Below are 18059 nucleotides of genomic sequence, written 5' to 3' on the forward strand. Positions count from 1 at the left end.
GGCCTATCCCGTGCGCGACAAGGCCACCGTGGCCGGTGGCACCCTCCGCCGAACTGGCCAGGCTGCTCGGACCCACCCGCGCCGGGCTGCTCGCGGCGCTGGCACGACCGGCTTCCACCGCCCAGCTCGCGGCACGTCACTTCCTCAGTCCCGCCACGGTTTCGTACCACCTGGGCGTGCTGCACCGGGCGGGCCTCGTCGTCCGCGCCCGGTCCGGACGGGCGGTGCTCTACCGCCGCACGCCGGCGGGTTCGCGTCTGTCCGGGAGCCGGTAGACACGGCAGGTGATGCCGTCGCCCGTCCACGTTCGCCTGCGGGTGCGGGTGCGGTGGTGCCACGCGCGACTGCTCGGCGATGGCCGCCCGCTCTGGATTGGGGCGCGCGGCTCGCTCCTGACTGGGCGCTACCTCACAGCACCGCCACCAGGATGATCAGCACGAGGACCGCGACGAGGACCGCCACGGTCTTTGCCGAGGGCCTCCACCCGCCCTGGCCTTGCGGCACGGCGCCCGCCGGGCCTCCAGCGCCTCCGGGGACTGTCGACGGCGGATTGAACACATCCTGGCCCGTCGCCGCCGCGCGGGCGCACCACGGGCACGCGCCCAGATGGGAGCCGTAACTGTGACGCGGCCGCTCGGCACAGTTGCGTATCTGTGAGCGTTCGCCGTCCAGCGCTTTGAGCCACTCCTGCGCAGCCGGCCGGGCGGGCGGATTCTGCACCCCGGGACCGAACGCGCGGCGCGCCAGCTCGAGCAGCGAGGGCGGCAGCACGGTCGGTTCGATCACGGCCCGCGGCACGAGGACCCGGTCCGGCCACACCACGTAGGAGCAGCTGGCGGCGATGTTGTCCTTGACCGTGGCCTCGGAGTCGCTGTCGTGCGGTACGCCGCCGAAGGGATGGTTCCCGGCGGTCAGCAACTGGTAGATGAGCACGGCCAGTGCGAAGTCGTCACTGGACCGGGTGGCGGGGCCGCCGGCCTGCCGCTCCGGAGCCGAGTAGTCCGCGGTCTGCATCAGGGACGGGAAGAGCTCGCCCGAGGCCGGATCGTTGAACGCGATCGAGTCGCAGTCGAGGAAGGTGACGAAGCCGTTCCTGTCGACGACGACGTTGTTGCTGGAGAAGTCGCCGATGATCAGGCCCTGGTGATGCATGCGCGCGGTCATGAACGCCAGATTCCAGGCCACCCCCAGCAGGAACTTCCAGTCCGTCTCGGGCGGGAAGAGCCGCAGCCGCTGCGACCGCGTGAACAGCCCGATCAGCTGCACATGGTCCGGCTCGCCGAACCGCCGCATTGCGTACCCCAGGAACTCCCCGCGGGACCCGTGGGCCAGCGCGGTGGGCCAGGCCAGTTCCGGCGGCTGGCTGCGGTCCGTGGGACGGCCGCCCAGCGGGGACACCGTGAGCATGCTCTCCAGCCGCCGCTCCTGCTCCGCGCCAGGCGGCTCCCGGTAGAGCTTGACCACGAGATCGGCGCGGCCGAGCACGAGGAACACGGCCGCCTGGCCGCCCCCCTTAAGGGGTTCCTCGGCGAGTACGACGTGTTCCGCGCCCAGATACACCCGTGGCCCGGTCATGGCCGTACCGCCCTCAGCAGGGTCTTGTCGTCGCCATTCAGGGCGGTGAGCCGGTCCGAGCGCAACAGCGTGGCCAATGCCTCGTCATCCTCCTCCGGGACGGGCCCCGGCTGGTCGAGGGAGCGCAGCACCGCCGAGGCGAAGGAGGCGTTCGGAGCCTGCGGACGCCCGCCGGACCAGGACAGCGCCGCCTGCGCCAGCCCGTCCGTGGACAGCAGCACACCGTCGATCCCGTCGTCGCGCACACAGTCGACCTGCGTCCGGTGCTCGGCGTCGGGCGAGGTGAGAAACACGGTCTCGTTGCTGTACTCGCTCACGGTGTCCGGCTGGGGCAGCAAATGGAACTGCGGCTCGCCGTCCTCCGTTCCCGCACGCAGGATCACGAAGCCGTCGCCGACGCTGACATGCCCGAGCCAGGACGGCGTGAGCACCACCACGGTGAGCGTCGTGGCGAAGTCATCAGCCTCGCCTCGTGTCTGCCGGAAGAACTCCTCACGCACATCGCGGAAAGCGCCGGCCAGCAGCGCACGCACCGCTTTCCCGCTCTCCGCGGAACGCCCGGGCGCCCGCCGCCCGAACCGTGCCGTCGCCAGTTGTACGGCGAGCTTCGAGCCCTGATCGGAACGCGGGCGGCTGCCTGCCCCGTCGGCGACCGCCAGGACCTCCACGGGCGCATCGGGCGGGCCCGTGACGGCATGGTGCCAGGCATCCTGGCATGGGACCCCCTCCCGCCGGTGGCGGTACCCCTCCACGCTCATCCCGTGCAGCCGCCACCCGGCGCGCCCGTCCACGATCCCCGCCCCCGCTCAGGATTCCCAGGCCGGGCGCTGTGTCTTGAACTGGCTGAAGATCTTCTCGAAGACCTCGTCGCCGGCGCCCTTCTGCTCGGCGTTCGCACTGGCCGACATCATTTGCAGCAGTTCCCGGAACGGGAAGCCCTGCAGCCGGGCGTTGAACGTCGGAGCCAGGGCCCGCAGGACGTCCTCGCCCCGCTCCGTGATTCCGCCGACCCCGATCGCGTAGAAGCGGAAGTGCCGAGCGTCCTGCTCGGCTCTCAGTACGGGGACCAGCCGCCGCCACGCCTCGGTCTGATGCCCCGTCGCGTCCGTCGGCAGCCCGTCCGTCACCATGCAGATCTGCGGGCGGTAGTACTGCAGCCCGCTCTGCCGCAACTCGGCCTTGCGCGACGCCACGATCCGCATGGTCAGCTCAAGCGCTTCGGTCATCAGCGTGACCCCGGAGGCCACGAACTGCGGCGAACTGAACATGTGCGCCGGTACGAACGGGCTGGTCGGCGTCCGGGGGTCCAGCAGATGCGGTCCCTTCCAGGCGCCCACACCCTGCCCGCCGAAGGTGACCACGGCGACCTCGACGCTGTAGCTGAGGCTGACGTCGTCGTGGAGCTCCTGCGTCCACCCCCGCAGCGCGTCGTTGAGCATCTGTATGGGCGGGCCGGCCATGGAGCTGGAGATGTCGAGACACAGCACCAGGGGAAGGCGCTGCGCGTTGTTCTCGAACTCGATGTCGGCGTACTCCATCGGAAGTGTCTTGGGCGGCTGGTCACTTCGCATGGCTACTCCTGGTCTCACGGCTCGCGGACGGGAAGGCCAGCAGCACTCCCGACTCCTGCTCGGCCACGTCGACGAGGCAGCCGAGTGCCGACGGCGACCGGTCGTCGTCGGCCCATGTCGCCCGGTGCAGGCAGTGGTCGAGCTCGACGTACCCCTGGGGATGGAGTTCCGTGCGTACGACGGCCGATCGCAGCGGACCGCCCGGTACGACTACGGGGCGGCGGGCACGCCGCGGGGGATGTGGGAGCGGCGCCGGGGCGGCGGCGCGGCCACCAGTGGGGAGGACGGGCGGGTGAGAGTTGTACGCCGTTGCCTTCGGCCCCTTGGAGCGCCTGACGGCCCAGGCGAAGACGAGTATCAGCGCGGCCAGCGCGGCGGTGAGCGCGACCAGTACCCAGTACGGACCCGAGCTCTCGGTCTCCGGTGTGATGACGGCGTAGCGGTCGGCGGCCAGCTTCGCCTTGATGAGTTCGCTGCCCCTGACCGTGCCGGAAGCTGCCTTGTTGCACAGGGCGTCGCACGCATCGGCCTTCTTCAGCGCCGCGACGGTCCCGCTGTCCAGCTGCGTGATGACGCTGTCCCCACCCACGATCCGATGGCCGGCCAGCACGAGGAGCACGGTCCCGCCCGCGCCGCTCTCGCTCTTCGGCGGGAGGGTGACGACCAACTCCCCGCTCTTGAAGGCCTTTTTGTGGCGGACCAGTTGCAAGTCCTTCGCCGCGACGTCGAGACGCAGCGGCTGATGCAGGGTCACGACGACCGTGCGGCCGCCGCCGGCCTTCGCGGCGTCGGACCAGCAGCGCAGCAGGTCGGCCCCGAGGCCGGGACGGTCGGCCTTGCACGTGGCCGTCGGGTCCGCCCAGGAAGAAGCGCCGGGAATCGCCGTCGCGATCAGCAGCGCGAGGAATGCGGTGAACAGCGACGCGCCCACCCGTTTCCGGCCCATCTTGCCCCCTACGGCCCGGGAATTCACCGTGATTCTACGGTGAACCGACTGCTCTTAAACCGGTATTGGCGTAATAACTCACCGCTCTCAGAGCCGGAACACCTGATGGCAGCGGGTGAACATCTGGCGGGCCCGTCCAGCCCAGTCCGCGGCCAGTGTGTTGAAGTCCGACTGCGTCATCCTGCAGGTCAGCGGCAAGGAGCAGACGCCCGCAAGGCAGGGCTGCGGCCCTCTGACGTCCCAGACGGACAGCATGGGCAGCAACTGTTCGGTATTCCAGGCGTTCGCCGCCGCGGCGGCCAGCGCCAGCTGTTCGGGCTTGAGGAAACGGCCGTCCGTCATGAAGGCGACGAGCAGTCTGGTCGTCGTCATAAACCTCACCGTCACCACCCGCCCCACCTCTGGAAGATTGAATTCCATGGAGACTGACGTGGTGTCCGCGACGGAATGGATATTGCCCGCGGCCGTCCAGCCGTCCACCAGTCGCCGCCAGTTGGTGCCCAGTTCGAGTCCGCCGCCCGCTGCCGTCTCAGCCTCCCGCACGGCTCACCGCCTCGACCACCAGGCGGTCGGTCAGCCCGGCGTCCAGCAGCGCCTGGGCGTGCAGCAGCAGACAGGACGGAATGGAGGTGCCCGCCGAACCGGCCCGGCGTCCTGCCAGTTCGCCCGTACGGACACGAATGGACTCGGCGACGGACGGGGGCGGCCAACTGGACCGCGTGGGGCGTGGCAGCAAAAGCTCGTCCAGTAGCGCGGCGAGCGCAGGCCGGGGCTCCGGTCTCTTCGCCAGACACCGCCCGATCAGATCGCGCAGCCCGTCCGGGACCGCGTCCAGCGAGGGCTCCTCGTGGACGACCCGGTACAGCAGACCCTGACCGCCTCCGAAGGGGCCGTTGCCGGTGGCGGCAAAGGCCAGCACGCCGCCCAGTGAGAACACATCGCTCGCCGGACCGGCCGGCCCCCCGGTCATCTGCTCGGGCGACATGAACGCGGGCGTACCGATCATCACTCCGGGGCGGGTGATCGCACTGGACCCGGCAAACCGCGATATCCCGAAGTCGATCACCCGCGGCCCGTCCTCGGCCAGCAGTACGTTCGACGGCTTCAGATCCCGGTGCACCAGCCCGGCGGCATGAATCACCTGCAGCGCCTCCACCAGCCCCGCGCCCAGCCGCCGCACTTGCGACTCCTGGAACGGCCCGTGCCGGGTGACCGCCTCCGCCAGGGATGGACCGGGCACATACACGGTGGCCAGCCACGGCAGCCGCCCGTCCGTATCGGCGTCGATCACCGCGGCCGTGAACGCCCCGCTCACCGCCCGCGCGGCGGCCACCTCGCGGGCGAAGCGTGTGCGGAACTCCTGATCGTCCGCAAGCTCCGGCCGTACGACCTTGACGGCCACCGCCCGCCCGCTCGCTGAACGCCCCAGATAGACCCAGCCCATCCCGCCTGAACCTAACCTGCCCACGATCCGATAGGGCCCGACGCACTGCGGATCGCTCACTGGTGTGCGCAACTCCGCCACCCCCGTTCCAAGGCTTCGGCGGCCTACGCACACCGCCGTGGATAGGCAGATTGTTCCGCGAAAACCCCGCCGGGGTTCCCTCCACGCGCATATTCGCCGCAGCGTCAGCGCTTCCCGCCCAGCAGCCCGTTGACGGACAGGGCGAACAGGCGGGGCCGGACCTGCGGAGAACCTCTTCGGCCGCCGCAACGAGGCCGGACTGCTGGGGGCGGCATCGTCAACCCGCGGAGGTCGTCGCGGCGAACCTGTCCCTGTGCTGGCGGAGCGGTTCATCTGGGGTCTGTCCCTGATCAACCAGTTCCCAGGCACGATCCGCGACCTGGGCTGACGCCTGCCGTCGGCTCCGGGGCCGGGACACCGCGGGGATGTCCCGGCGACCGTCACCGTGGCGCCGCGCCGTCAGGGAGCCGACGGGTTGACCACGCTGATGGTCAGGTCGTCACCGGCGTCGCCGGTGACGGTCACCTTCACACCGTGCCCCGTGACCTTGACGCTGCCCTGGGGCGCAGTGTTGAGGCATTGCACGACGGGCAGAATGAGCTGGCCGTGCTCCGGCGCTCAACAGGCGCCTTTTCTTTGCCATTCGGGCGCCGGGTTCCCGCCAGCCACCCGGTTCAAGCATAGGGGAAACGTTAATTTTCTCCGCGGCTTTGAATACTTAGGTATTAGAATATCACCCGCGCATTGGGCTGATCGAGTGTCAGCCATGCGGGCGATGTTCTCAACGAATGCAACTGGGTGGATAGTGAAATAACTCCACCGGGTTTCGGAGCCCTTGGTGGAAGTGGGAATGGAGGCCGCAGGTGACCATTGAAGACTGGCTCAAAACAAATGTAACCACCGACACGAGGGCGCTCGGGTGGTACAGCGGCCCGGAGTGCGAAGACCGCATCGTCCGGGCCTATCGCGAGCTGCTGAGCGGCTATGAGATCGACACCTCAAAGATCCTCAAGACCACCTGCCTGGTGAACGGCGAGCACACCGGCGTGGTGCGTGTCCAGGAGAACAACTTCTTCTCGATCTGCGCCCACCACTTCCTGCCGTTCTTCGGGAAGGTCGACATCTCCTACGTCCCCGGTGACCGCATTCTCGGACTCGGGAAATTCCCTCGCCTGGTCCAGGCGTTCAGCCGGCGCTTCCAGATCCAGGAGTACCTCGTCAAGGAGATCGCAGAAGAGATCATGTCCTCCGGCGGCGCAAAAGCCGTGCGAGTCACCTCCCGTAGCCGCCACCTGTGCATGTGCAGCCGCGGTCCTTCCGACCAGACCGTGATCACCGACACCTCATATGTGGCGGGCCATCAGGAGTTGCTGGGCAAGTTCGGCCTGGACGACTGATCCGGACTCGCGTGGCGGGAGGTGCTCAAGGGACGACCCTCCCGTCACGCGACACCGGTCACCCGGCCCTGGACGACCGCCGTGCGGGACAACACGCCGGCCACCACAAGGAGAACCCGTGCGCGACAGGAAGAGAGGCAGCCACCGCCGCGTGCCGACGTCACCCTGGAAGTACGTTGTGGCGACATGGCTCGCCGGCGTGGTGGCGGCAGTCGGCCTGGGTGCTGTCTCACCGGCGGGATCCGCCCTGCGTTCGTCACTGGGGTTGTCAGCCGGTGAGCTCGCCTGGGCCACATCGAGCATTACGGCCGTGAGCGCAGTCCTCGGCATTCCGGCGGGATGGTGGATCCGTCGCTTCGGCGCCCACCGGGCCCTGTCCTGGGGCCTGTTCGTCATGTCGGTGGCAACCGCCACGAGCGCGACCGCCGGATCCTGGGGCCTGCTGCTGGTGTCGCGTGTCGCTGAAGGAGTCGGCTACCTGCTGGTGTTCGTGGCGGGTCCAGTCGTTCTCACCCGCATGACGCAGGGCGGCATCCGATCCGCAGCGCTCGCGTTGTGGGGGACGTGCGTTCCGATGGGTCTTGCCATCGCCGCGGCCATGGGCGGTGTCCTGGCATCCCAGTGGACGTGGAACCGATGGCTGGCCCTCACAGCGCTCGGGCCGTTGATCATGGCCGGAGTGCTCACCACCGTCCTGCCTCGGCTGCCGAGGACGCCCGTCCAGTACCCTCATCGTGCAGTCGGCACGTGGAACGGGCCGCTGAGGCTCGGCGCGGCGTACGGAAGCCTGTCGCTGGTCGGCGTCGGTGTGGTGATGGTCCTCCCGCTCTTCCTCACCGAGCGCCGAGAGGTAACGCCGACGGTGGCCGGTACCGTGGTGGCACTCGTCTGCCTGGGTAGCGCGGTCGGGGGGCTTGCCGCCAGCTGGCTGCTGCGGCGCGGCTGGGGCCTCTCCTCGCTCGTCCCGCTGGGCGTACTGATGCCGGGAGCCTGCCTCCCCGCCTTCTCGGCCGAATTCCCACTCGCGGTCAGCGGGGCCGCCGCCACGCTTGTTCTCCTCGTCGACGGACTGCTGATCTCCGCAGTCTTCGCTGCCGTCCCCGCCGCGGTGAGCCGTGCTGAGCATGTCGATGTCGCCAATGGCATCCTCAACCAACTCGGAAGTGTCGGCATGCTGTTGGGACCACCGGTCTTCGGCCTGGCCATCGCTGCGGCGGGATGGGGCGCCGTCGCAGCCGTGACCTTCGTCTTCGGCGGACTTGGCACAGTCCTTCTGCTGACCGGCGCCCGCACGTCCGCGACCGGCACTGCAGACGACGTGTCCCGATCGCTCGACGCACGGGACGGTGTGGACGTGGGGGAGGGATCGGAGCCCTTGCGGAAGGCGCCGGACGTCAGCAAGCCCAACCGCAACAGAATCTGACCGAGCCACGGCTGTGGGGGTTCCCTCAATGCCGTTCGGCTGGCGGCGGCCTTCTCCTTGAAAGGGGGGCAGGATGAAAATCGACTTCCTCCCACTGCGGGACGACACCCATGGCGAGTACTGCCTGTACTGCCACGCCGAGACCGTCGAATGGATCGTCGTGGCCGGAAGGAAACGGTGCACCTGCGCTTCGTGCGGCCGCGAGGCCGAAAGAGCCGTCGTCGTCGATCCCCGCATCTGCTGGTGGACCGATTCAGACGGCGAGTACTGGCATGAGAGTGCCGGCGTATTCGTACGGGACCCACGAGGGAGATTTCTCTTCTTCCAGAGAACTGCCTTTCCCTACCGTCTGACCGTGCCCGCAGGCCATGTCGAACGCGGAGAGGACCCCAAGCGCGCGGCAGCGCGGGAGCTCTGGGAGGAGGTAGGAATCCGCGACGCGCACGGGGACCTCCGGCTCGTGGCGGACGAGCATCTCAACGGAGACATGTGCAGGAGGGGCTCCGACGCCCATCGTTGGCACGCCTATCTGCTGGACGTCGACGACCACCGGGCAGCCGGAGCTCAGGGGGAATTGACGGTGAACGAGGAAGGTGAGGCGCCCCTCTGGCTCACTCTTGACCAAGCACTCTCCGCCCAGCCGACGTTCGCCGTGGAGCACATGATCGATCGGTATTCCGACAGACTCCTGTACGCCGTCGGGCGCACTCCCGGGGAGGGGCTGTGAAGCGAACGGCCCTGTCTCACATTCGGTGGTGACGGAGGGTTGTGATGGGTCGTTGGCATGGCGTGCGTGATGTCAACGAGCTTGTAGATGTGGTGTTTTCGGGTCTGTCGCCGCTGGCCATCGAGGATGTGACCGACGAGGCCGAGCGGATTCTGGTGCGGGCACGGACGCCGGAGGAACCGGTGCCGTGTCCGGGTTGCGGGGCGCCGTCCGATCGTGTGCACGGCTTTCACCTGCGGACCGTGGCCGACGTACCGGTGGACGGGCGGCGGGTGGTGGTCCGTGTGCGGGTGCGGCGCCTGGTGTGTCCCACGCGCGGCTGCCGTCACACCTTCCGCGAGCAGGTGCCTGGCGTGCTGGAGCGATACCAGCGACGCACAGCCCGTCTGACCAGGCAAGTCAAGGCCGTGGTCAAAGAGTTAGCGGGCCGGGCGGGGGCACGTTTGCTTTCGATACTCGCGGTGGGCTTGTCGCGTCACACTGCCCTGCGCGCCCTGTTGCGCATCCCGTTGGCCGTCGGGCGGGTGCCTCGCGTGATCGGCGTCGACGATTTCGCTCTGCGCCGGCGGCACCGCTATGCCACCGTGGTGATCGACGCCGAGACCCATGAGCGGATCGACGTACTGCCCGACCGCACGGCCGACACCCTGGAATCGTGGCTGCGGACCCATCCGGGCGTCGAGATCGTGTGCCGCGACGGCTCGGCCACCTACGCCGAGGCCATCCGCCGCGCCCTGCCCAAGGCAACACAGGTCGCTGATCGCTGGCATTTGTGGCACAACCTGTGCGAAGGCGCCCTGAGCGAGGTCAAGGCGCACAGCGGCTGCTGGGCCACCGTGCTGGACGCACCCCTGTACGACGGGCCCCGCGCCCAGACCACCCTGGAGCGCTGGCACCAGGTCCACGACCTCCTCGAGGCGGGCGTGGGCCTGCTCGAATGTGCCCGCCGCCTGCAACTGTCCCTGAACACCGTCAAGCGCTACGCCCGCGCCGACCGACCCGAGCGGATGCTCCGCGTCCCCAAGTACCGGGCCAGCCTTGTCGATCCCTACCGCGAGCACCTGCGAAAACGCCGGGCCGAAGACTTCGCCGTCCCCGTCCTGCACCTCTTCGAAGAGATCAAAGCCTCGGGTTCACGGGCTGCGTCAACCTGCTTCACAAGTACATCAACCAAGGCCGCGCGGACGCCGAACGCAGCCACATCTCCGCGCGCAGGCTCGCCCGGATGCTGCTCACCAGGCCCGACAACCTCACGTCAGAGCATCACGGCCTCCTCGCCCGGCTCACCGCCGCCTGCCCCGAGGTGACACAACTGGCCGCCCACATCCGGACCTTCGCCCAGCTCCTGAAGCCACACCCAGGAAATGCCGACACGCTCGAGTTCTGGATCGCCCAGGTCCGCGCGGCCGATCTGCCGCACCTGCACGCCTTCACCCGAGGGCTGGAGCGAGACCGTGACGCTGTGATCGCCGCTCTCACCCTCCCGCACAGCAACGGACCCACCGAGGGCGTCAACACCAAAACCAAGCTGATCGCGCGGCAGATGTACGGCCGGGCAGGCTTCCCGCTCCTCCGCCACCGCATCCTCCTCGGATAGCGTCACCCTCCGCCACCACCGAATGTGAGCCAGGGCCAAGCGAACGGTGCAACTCCTGATCATGGAAGATGCGGCCGGTGACCAGTAAAGCAGCGGGGTTGTCTGATGCGCCTACAGGTCGATGCGGAAATCCGCGGGAACGGCCACCGGCTTGGCCACCAAGGAGGCTGGCCAGAGCGGGGGATGTACGCCGTGTGAGCAGTCAGCGGGGGCCGTCCGTGGTTTGGTTGCGGACAGCCCCCGCGTCGTGCGAGAGGTGATCGCTCAGTGGCAGCTGGTGGTGCCGCTGTCGCTGTAGGTCTTGCCGGCCTCGGGCACGAACTGCCAGTCGTAACTGTTGGAGTGCAGGGTGAACTTGAGCAGGCCGTAGGTGTCGCTGTTGCGGGCCTGGCTGTTGGGCAGGATGGTGCCGAAGCTGTAGTGGCTGGCGCCGCCCATGCCGGCGACGAAGTGCCGGGCGCCGCGGGCGGTGTCGAGCTGGCCGCTCGGGTTCATTTGAGCGAAACGCTCGTACTGGTGGTTGTGGCCTGTGACGATCACGTCGGCGTTGTTGTCGTAGAGCGCCTGGACGAGAGGGCCGGTGGAGGTTTCAGGAGCATGGTTGGCGCCCGACGTGAACCGCGGCTTGTGCCAGTAGGCGAGTGTGCACGACTTGGTGCTGCCGGCCAGGTCTGACCGCAGCCACTGCTCCTGCGCCGAGCCGACGGACATGCTGACCTCAGAGTTCAGCGAGACCACGTGCCAGCTGCCCAGGTCGTAGGAGTAGTAGCCCCGCCCGGACGGTCCGGCGCTGGCGCCGAAGTAGCCGTAGTAGCCGGTGGCGCCGGAGGTGTTGTAGTCGTGGTTGCCAGGCGCCGGCTTGGTGCGCGCCTTGTGCCGGCCCCACGTCGGGTCGTAGTACGTGGCGAACTCCGAAGCCGTGCCGCTGTCGTAGACGTTGTCACCGGCGGTGAACACCGTGCCGGGGATGCCGTCCAGCAGATTGGCGGTCGCGGTGTCGCCGGAGCCGGAGTTGGAGATGTCACCGGCGCCGACCAGCACCGGGTCGCCCGTGGGAGGCGGGGTGGAGGTGGGGCTCGGCGAGGGGCCGGTGCCGGTGGTGATCACCAACTGCGGGGCGTCGGCGCCACTCTCCCGCGAGTCGTAGTAGGCGCCGTCGGCGTTGCTGGAGGTCGCACCGATGCTGAAGGTGCCGTTGTCGGTGACCAGCGCGGTCACATCGATCTCGTACCACGTGTCCTTGGCGACCGAGCCGAGGCTGCCAAGGGTCACTCCGTCGATGGCAGGCTTGTTGTTCCAGGTCGTGCCGGTCTCCGACCACGTGGTGCTGGTCATCGATTTGAACGTGCCGCCGGTGTTGCTGCCGTTGTTCCCGCTGATGGTGCGGATCCGCAGCTTGGCACTGGTCACCGGCTCGGTCAGACCGCTGACGGCGAACTTCAGGAACGACTGGCGCACCGGAGAGTTGTCGACCACGAACTGGGTCGAGGTGCCGTAGTTGGTGGACGGGGTGCTGCCCTGCACGTAGGTGTCGGCAACGGGGGTGAAGGTGGAGGAGGCTGCGGTGGCCGTGGGGGCGGTGGTGAGCAAGGCGGCGATGGCGGCGGTCGTCAGCGCGGCTGATCCTCCAGCGATCGCTGCTCTCCGGACGTGGCGGTTGCCCATCTGGTGATCCCATCTGAGGTGAGGGCTGTGGAGGGCGTCAGGGAACCTAGGGACCCACCGGAGCCATCACCACGCGATTGGATGAACGCTGTGCGTGCTGTTGGTGAGGTCTTTTCGCGCCCGCTCAAGTGTTCTGACGGGCTGTGAGCAGGCCACTGGCTGTTCATGTCCTGCATGCCTGTTCGCCGACTGCCGTGGGTGGTTCACGCGGCGCGGGCACCGGACGATGGGCCGTCGTCATCGCGATCGAGTGCCGCTGCAGACGAACGCTCCGTGGGCGTCCGCCGTCGCAGCGGCGGCCCCCACCCGCTCGCCCCGTGCAAGCCGCAGGAGGTGCGCAACCGCGTGTACCTGTCGACAATCGGCTGGTTCAAGGGGGCCGTCGGCGCAGCCGGGTCCGGCAAGCTCCGGCGGCCCGCGCTCAGCGCCAACGTCTTCGCTCTCGGCGCTGTCAGCCTGGTCACCGACATCTCCGCCGAGATGGTCACCGCAGTCCTTCCCCTCTACTTGGTACTCGGCCTTCAGCTGAGCCCGATGGCCTACGGAGTGATCGACGGGACCTATACCGGCGCCACGGCGCTGCTGCGGATCATCGGCGGCTACGTCGCCGACCGGACAAGCAGCCGCAAGGCAGTTGCAGGCATTGGTTACGCGCTCTCCGCCGTGGCCAAGCTCGGCTTGCTCGCGGCGGGCCGGTCGGTCGCCGCGGTGGGTCTGGTGATCGCGGTCGACCGGACCGGAAAGGGACTGCGCACGGCACCTCGGGACGCACTGATCACTCTGTCGACGCCACCGGATGCCCTGGGGCGGGCCTTTGGCGTGCACAGGGCGATGGACAGCCTCGGCGCCTTCCTCGGCCCGCTGGTGGCATTGGCAGTCCTCGCCGCCGCCGGCCAGTCCTTCGACGCGGTCTTCGTCACCAGCTTCTGCATTGCTGTCCTCGGAGTTGTGCTGCTGGTGCTGTTCGTCCGCGACCGGCGCGACGCCAAACCCACGGCCGGGACCGTGTCACCCCGCGACGCCGTCACCCTGTTGCGGTCCGCGCCGGTTCGCCGCCTCATCCTCGCCGCCTGCCTGCTCGGACTGGCCACCGTCGGCGACGGCTTCGTGTACCTGCTCCTGCAGCGACGCGAAGAGCTGAGCGCAGGCTGGTTTCCGCTGCTCGCAGTCGGCACCAGCCTCGCCTATCTGCTGCTCGCCGCTCCCATCGGCGCCCTGGCCGACCGGGTCGGCCGACTGCCGGTGATGCTGTGCGGCTACACCGCGCTGGTCGCCGTGTATCTGTTGCTCTTCGGACCACTGGACGGATGGCCGCTGATCGGCCTGACGCTCGGCCTCTACGGCGTCTTTTACGCCGCCACCGACGGCGTGCTCATGGCGCTGGCAGGCCCGCTGCTGCCCGGGCGGCTGCGCACCACCGGCATCGCCGTCGTCCAGACCGGCCAGGCACTGGCCTACCTCGTTTCCTCGATCCTGTTCGGGATTGCCTGGCAGGCGTGGGGCCCGGCCACCGCCAGCCGGATGGCCGCCATAGGCGTAGTCGTGGCGATCACCGCCACCGCGGTGCTGCTTGCTCGCCGACCCACCGCCGTCGCCCAGGAGGTATCCAGTTGAGCGCCATGAACCAGCGGACTCGGATCACCATCCTCTTGGCCGCCACGGCGGTGCTCGCCGCCGTCGCCATCGGCTACATCCACCTGTCCGCCCACCGGACCAGCGCTACGGGCAACACCGCTGATCCCCTCACCGCCACCGCGGACCGCGCGACGCTGGCTCCCGGCCCACGACTGCTGGTGGTCAGCAACCGCCATCTCGCCACCGTCCCCCGGGAGGACCCGGGCGGACCGCGGACGGTCGCTCCCCTGGAGTGCGTCCGCGTCTACGCCGCGGCAGGCACCGGCGTCTGCATCCGTCCCGACTCCCCGTGGTCCTACCACCTGGTCGTCCTCGACCAGGAGCTCCATGAGAAGCGGGCGGTCCCGGTCCCCGGTCTGCCCAACCGAGCCCGGGTCTCGGCCAGCGGCCGCATGGTGGCGTGGACCACCTTCGTCGGCGGCGACTCCTACAGCGGCGGCGGCTTCTCCACCCGTACCGGCATCCTTGACACCCGCACCGGCGCGCTCGTCACCACACTGGAGAAGTTCGCGGTGATCAGAGGAACCCGGCCCTACCAGGCCGCCGACGTCAACTTCTGGGGCGTCACCTTCACCGCCGACGACAACCGGTTCTACGCCACCATGTCCACGGCCGGCCGCCGATACCTCGTCGAGGGCGACTTCGCCGCCAGAACCGTGCGCACACTCAAGGGGAACGTTGAGTGCCCGTCGTTGTCACCCGACGGCACCCGCATCGCGTTCAAGCAGGCCATCGGCGCCGACCCCACCCGCGGCTGGCGGCTGTCCGTGCTCGAACTGGCCTCAATGCGCGTGACGCCGCTGGCCGAGACCCGCAGCATCGACGACCAGGCAGCCTGGCTCGACAACGCCACGCTCGCTTACACGGTGCGAGACAGCAGCGGCGACCCCGACGTCTGGTCCGTGCGCTCTGACGGCTCCGGCGCACCTCACCTACTGGTACCCGACTCCGAGTCACCGGCCGCACTCGGCTGACCCGAGCGCCTGCGCCACGGAAGCTTCGAGTGGATGCACGGCCTCGACGAGGTCGTCAATCCCTGGTGACGGCCGGCCTGCACATCACAAGACCAGCGCGGCGGCGACTGGCCGAAGGGCCACTACCGCAAGGACTTGAGCGAGCTGCTGAGGGTGCTTCAGTTCCAATCGAGCAACTCGGTGCACCGGCCGGTGATCGACGCGCTCGGCCCGGTGCAGCGGTATGCGAAGGCGGGGGAACATCACGTTCTACTCGTTGGAGGAGGGCGCGCCGGAGCACAAGGGCACCACCGGGCAGTGGGCGGGTGAGCTGTAGTGGGCGGACCAGCAGAGCCGACGCAGGGCGGTGCGCGGAAACCGGAAAATACTCATTCATATTCTTCGTGTCATAACGTGCTTATCGATGGCATATACGTTTTCCTCTCTACCTATCCCTTGATTGTGGAAGCACGACGGAAGGCATGGTGGTTGGTGATGGGAAGGATTGCGGTCGCACCACTGGTCCTGGCAGCGATGAGCCTGGGCCTGGCGTGCGAGCTGTCGGAACCCGCAGCGGCAACCCAGAGGCCAACGAGCGCCGCGCCATCATGGGCTGCTGTCGCGCAGACGCCGAACGAGCCCCGGACCACCGTCCGAGGGGCCGTCACGGCCACGAAGGGCCTGAGCATCCGCGCCCTGCCCACGACCCACTCCACCAAATTGGGCGGGTACTCCGAAGGCGCCCGGATCAGCATCTTGTGCGAGGCGGACGGCCAGGACGTAGGCGGAAACGCCACCTGGTACAGCCTCGCCAACCGCTCCGGCTGGGTCGCCGCCCGCTACATCCATGTCACACGCCCCGTACCGCCATGCCACAAACCGGGGCCGACCGGACCCACCGGGCACGGGCCTACGGGGCCCACCGGACCTACGGGACCCACCGGACCCACCGGACTCACCGGACCTACGGGACCCACCGGACCCACAGGGCCCACCGGACCCTCCAACACCGCCAACATCACCCCGGTATTCGGAGACCCCGGCACACTGGGACCTGGACAGACCACTGCTTTGGTCACCGTCTGTCCGGCCGGTCAAAGAGCAGTCGCCGGCGGCTGGCTAGCGGGCGACGAGGTCATCCCCGTGAACAATTACCGCAGCACAAGCTCCAACCCTGACGACAGTTGGACCGTCAACTTCCACAACGTCTCCAGCACGCAGGAATACTCGATCACCGCCATCGCCTACTGCTCGCCATGACCGCACAGAGGGTGATCCGGCGGGGCCAGATCCGGGTTCGCCGCCGCGCGGGCCCGAGCGCCCTTGCGTGGAGAACCGCCGCGTGGCTCGCCGCCTTTCAGCAGCCTGCCGGATGAGGTTGCTGGTGAAGTGTCCATCGAAGGTCATGTCGAACGCTTGCGGGGTCCACTTCTAGCGGCTCGTACGTGCAGGGAGGCGGTCAAATGGCGGGGCTTGCGATGCGGGTATAGGTCAGCCCGTTGCTGACGCCGGCGGCAGTGGCGACCGTTACGGTGACGGCTCCTGCGGCGCCCGCAGGGGGGAGGGCAGTGACCTGGGTGGGGGAGAGCACGGTGAACGCTGCGGGGGTGCCGTCGAATTGGACGCTGGCGGTGGTGGTGAGGTTGGTTCCGGTCAGTGTGATCACGCTGCCGCCACTGGCGGGTCCCTGGCTGGGAGTCAGGCTGGTGATGGTGGGGGCTTGGAGGTAGACGTAAGTGAGGGCGTTGCTGGTGCCGCCGGGGGTGGTGACTGTGACGGCTGCTGCGCCGGCTGCATGGGCGGGGGTGACGGCGGTGATCTGCGTGGAAGAGTTGACGGTGAACGACGAGGCCGCCGTCGCATCGAAACGCACCGCTGTCGCGTTGATGAATCCGCTTCCGGTCAGGATCACCGTGGTACCGCCCGCCACCACTCCGGAAGAGGGCGTGATGTCTGTCGCCGATGGCGGTGTGGCGTAGAAGAAGTAGGCGGGGGGATTGTCGGGGTTGCTGGTTCCGCCGGGGGTGGTGACGGTGACGGGTGCGGCGCCGGCTGCGTGGGCGGGGGTGACGGCGGTGATCTGTGTGGGGGAGTTGACGGTGAAGGATGAGGCCGCTGTCGCGTCGAAACGTACTGCTGTGGCGCCTGACAGGCTGGTGCCGGTGAGGGTCACCGTGGTGCCGCCGGCGGTGGGGCCTTGACTGGGGGCCAGGCTGGTGACGGAGGGTACGGCCACGTAGGAGAAGGTCTGGGCGTTGCTGGTGCCGCCGGGGGTGGTGACGGTGACGGGTGCGGCGCCGGCTGCGTGGGCGGGGGTGACGGCGGTGATCTGTGTGGGGGAGTTGACGGTGAACGATGAGGCCGCTGTCGCGTCGAAACGCACTGCCGTGGCGCCTGACAGGCTGGTGCCGGTGAGGGTGACTGTGGTGCCGCCGGCGGTGGGGCCCTGACTGGGGGCCAGGCTTGAGAGCACGGGGGCGGTCACGTAGGTGTAGGTGACGGTCTGGGTGCTGGTGCCCTGGCTGGTGGTGACGGTGACATTGACTGCGCCGGTGCCGGGGGGAGTCACCGCGATGATCTGTGTGCTGCCGGTGACGGTGAAGGAGGCGGCGGCGTTCGTGCCGAACCGGACGGCTGTCGCGCCGGTGAAACCGGTACCGGTCAGAGTGACGGTGGCCCCCCCGGAAGAGGGTCCCTGGCTGGGACTGACAGAGGACAAGGTGGGGGCAGCCATGGTTGTACTCCTTCACGCATCACTGGGGGCAGAGCCGCACGAGGCATAGATGTGCTGGGCGAATTGGACAGTGCTGAAGATGAGTTGGAGCACGCGGCGGGCAAGCCCAGTACGACGCGGTTGGGCATTTCCGGCCGCTGCCATCAGGGGGCGGAAGCGGATCGACACATGCCCGGCACGTCGTCCCTGCCGTGGCCGGCAATTGAGCCAGGCTGTCTGCGGAGTATGGGTCTGCGCCGGGCACGACCACCCGCTCAACGAGCCCACCGCCAGGCAACGACTATCCAAATGCCGTGAACGAGACTCGGGTGAAGACGGCTGCTGTGCGCCGAAGTTCACCGCTCTTGCTCCGCTCAAATTGGTGCCGGTAA

The 18059-nt window shown here is 68.6% G+C and carries 16 protein-coding genes and 1 pseudogene; 8 read left to right on the forward strand and 9 right to left on the reverse strand.

The annotated features are described in order from the left end of the window. Positions 1-35: 35 nt before the first annotated feature. A complete protein-coding gene (locus OG905_RS37960; protein WP_328681697.1) occupies positions 36-275 on the forward strand; it encodes an ArsR/SmtB family transcription factor in 240 nt (79 codons plus the stop codon). A gap of 133 nt (positions 276-408) precedes the next feature. Here the strand turns inward: OG905_RS37960 and OG905_RS37965 are convergent, their stop codons facing one another. From OG905_RS37965 to OG905_RS37995, 7 genes are all read right to left on the reverse strand, one after another. After that, positions 409-1575, reverse strand: a complete 1167-nt coding sequence (locus OG905_RS37965; RefSeq protein ID WP_328681699.1) for a hypothetical protein — start codon at positions 1573-1575, stop codon at positions 409-411. Further along, positions 1572-2366, reverse strand: a complete 795-nt coding sequence (locus tag OG905_RS37970) for a PP2C family serine/threonine-protein phosphatase (RefSeq protein ID WP_328681701.1) — start codon at positions 2364-2366, stop codon at positions 1572-1574. The genes OG905_RS37965 and OG905_RS37970 overlap by 4 nt, the downstream gene beginning before the upstream one ends. 15 nt (positions 2367-2381) lie before the next feature. Continuing rightward, complete coding sequence (locus tag OG905_RS37975; protein ID WP_324975816.1) at positions 2382-3146, reverse strand: vWA domain-containing protein; 765 nt, start codon at positions 3144-3146, stop codon at positions 2382-2384. After that, a complete protein-coding gene (locus tag OG905_RS37980; protein WP_328681705.1) occupies positions 3136-4092 on the reverse strand; it encodes a hypothetical protein in 957 nt (318 codons plus the stop codon). The genes OG905_RS37975 and OG905_RS37980 overlap by 11 nt, the downstream gene beginning before the upstream one ends. An 87-nt stretch (positions 4093-4179) precedes the next feature. Continuing rightward, entirely contained in the window at positions 4180-4635 is a 456-nt protein-coding gene (locus OG905_RS37985) for a hypothetical protein (protein WP_328681706.1), read from the reverse strand. Beyond that, positions 4622-5650, reverse strand: coding sequence for a serine/threonine-protein kinase (locus OG905_RS37990; RefSeq protein ID WP_328681708.1), 1029 nt, complete (start codon positions 5648-5650; stop codon positions 4622-4624). Before OG905_RS37990 ends, OG905_RS37985 begins: the two co-directional genes overlap by 14 nt. A gap of 366 nt (positions 5651-6016) precedes the next feature. Then, the gene (locus tag OG905_RS37995; RefSeq protein WP_328681710.1) at positions 6017-6142 is read right to left on the reverse strand and encodes a hypothetical protein; all 126 of its coding nucleotides are present in this window, start codon (positions 6140-6142) and stop codon (positions 6017-6019) included. Between the two features lie 278 nt (positions 6143-6420). Between OG905_RS37995 and folE the strand changes: the two genes are divergently transcribed. The 4 genes and pseudogenes from folE (at position 6421) to OG905_RS38015 (ending at position 10701) form a co-directional block, all read left to right on the forward strand. After that, a complete protein-coding gene (folE, locus tag OG905_RS38000; protein ID WP_328681712.1) occupies positions 6421-6954 on the forward strand; it encodes a GTP cyclohydrolase I in 534 nt (177 codons plus the stop codon). 199 nt (positions 6955-7153) lie between these two features. After that, positions 7154-8377 (forward strand): MFS transporter, encoded by a 1224-nt coding sequence (locus tag OG905_RS38005; protein ID WP_328682820.1) that lies wholly within the window; start codon positions 7154-7156, stop codon positions 8375-8377. 73 nt (positions 8378-8450) lie between these two features. Continuing rightward, positions 8451-9104, forward strand: coding sequence for an NUDIX hydrolase (locus OG905_RS38010; protein ID WP_328681714.1), 654 nt, complete (start codon positions 8451-8453; stop codon positions 9102-9104). A gap of 44 nt (positions 9105-9148) precedes the next feature. Continuing rightward, positions 9149-10701, forward strand: a pseudogene (locus OG905_RS38015) (ISL3 family transposase). A gap of 264 nt (positions 10702-10965) precedes the next feature. On the opposite strand, the gene OG905_RS38020 reads toward OG905_RS38015, so the two are convergent. After that, positions 10966-12366: a CBM96 family carbohydrate-binding protein gene (locus tag OG905_RS38020; protein WP_328681717.1), complete on the reverse strand. Its 1401-nt coding sequence runs from the start codon at positions 12364-12366 to the stop codon at positions 10966-10968. 345 nt (positions 12367-12711) lie between these two features. On the opposite strand from OG905_RS38020, the gene OG905_RS38025 reads away from it, so the two are divergent. From OG905_RS38025 to OG905_RS38035, 3 genes are all read left to right on the forward strand, one after another. Then, positions 12712-13980 (forward strand): MFS transporter, encoded by a 1269-nt coding sequence (locus OG905_RS38025; RefSeq protein WP_328681719.1) that lies wholly within the window; start codon positions 12712-12714, stop codon positions 13978-13980. 5 nt (positions 13981-13985) lie between these two features. Further along, positions 13986-14975 carry a TolB family protein gene (locus OG905_RS38030; RefSeq protein WP_328681721.1) on the forward strand — a complete coding sequence of 330 codons (990 nt, stop codon included), beginning with the start codon at positions 13986-13988 and terminating at the stop codon, positions 14973-14975. Positions 14976-15449: 474 nt separating this feature from the next. Beyond that, positions 15450-16214: an SH3 domain-containing protein gene (locus OG905_RS38035; RefSeq protein ID WP_328681722.1), complete on the forward strand. Its 765-nt coding sequence runs from the start codon at positions 15450-15452 to the stop codon at positions 16212-16214. A 199-nt stretch (positions 16215-16413) separates the two neighbouring features. Here OG905_RS38035 and OG905_RS38040 read toward each other — a convergent pair whose 3' ends face one another. Further along, complete coding sequence (locus tag OG905_RS38040) at positions 16414-17688, reverse strand: IPT/TIG domain-containing protein (RefSeq protein ID WP_328681724.1); 1275 nt, start codon at positions 17686-17688, stop codon at positions 16414-16416. Positions 17689-18059 lie beyond the last annotated feature (371 nt).

Source organism: Streptomyces sp. NBC_00322 (assembly GCF_036147535.1).
In the GTDB taxonomy this organism is placed as follows: Bacteria; Actinomycetota; Actinomycetes; order Streptomycetales; family Streptomycetaceae; genus Streptomyces.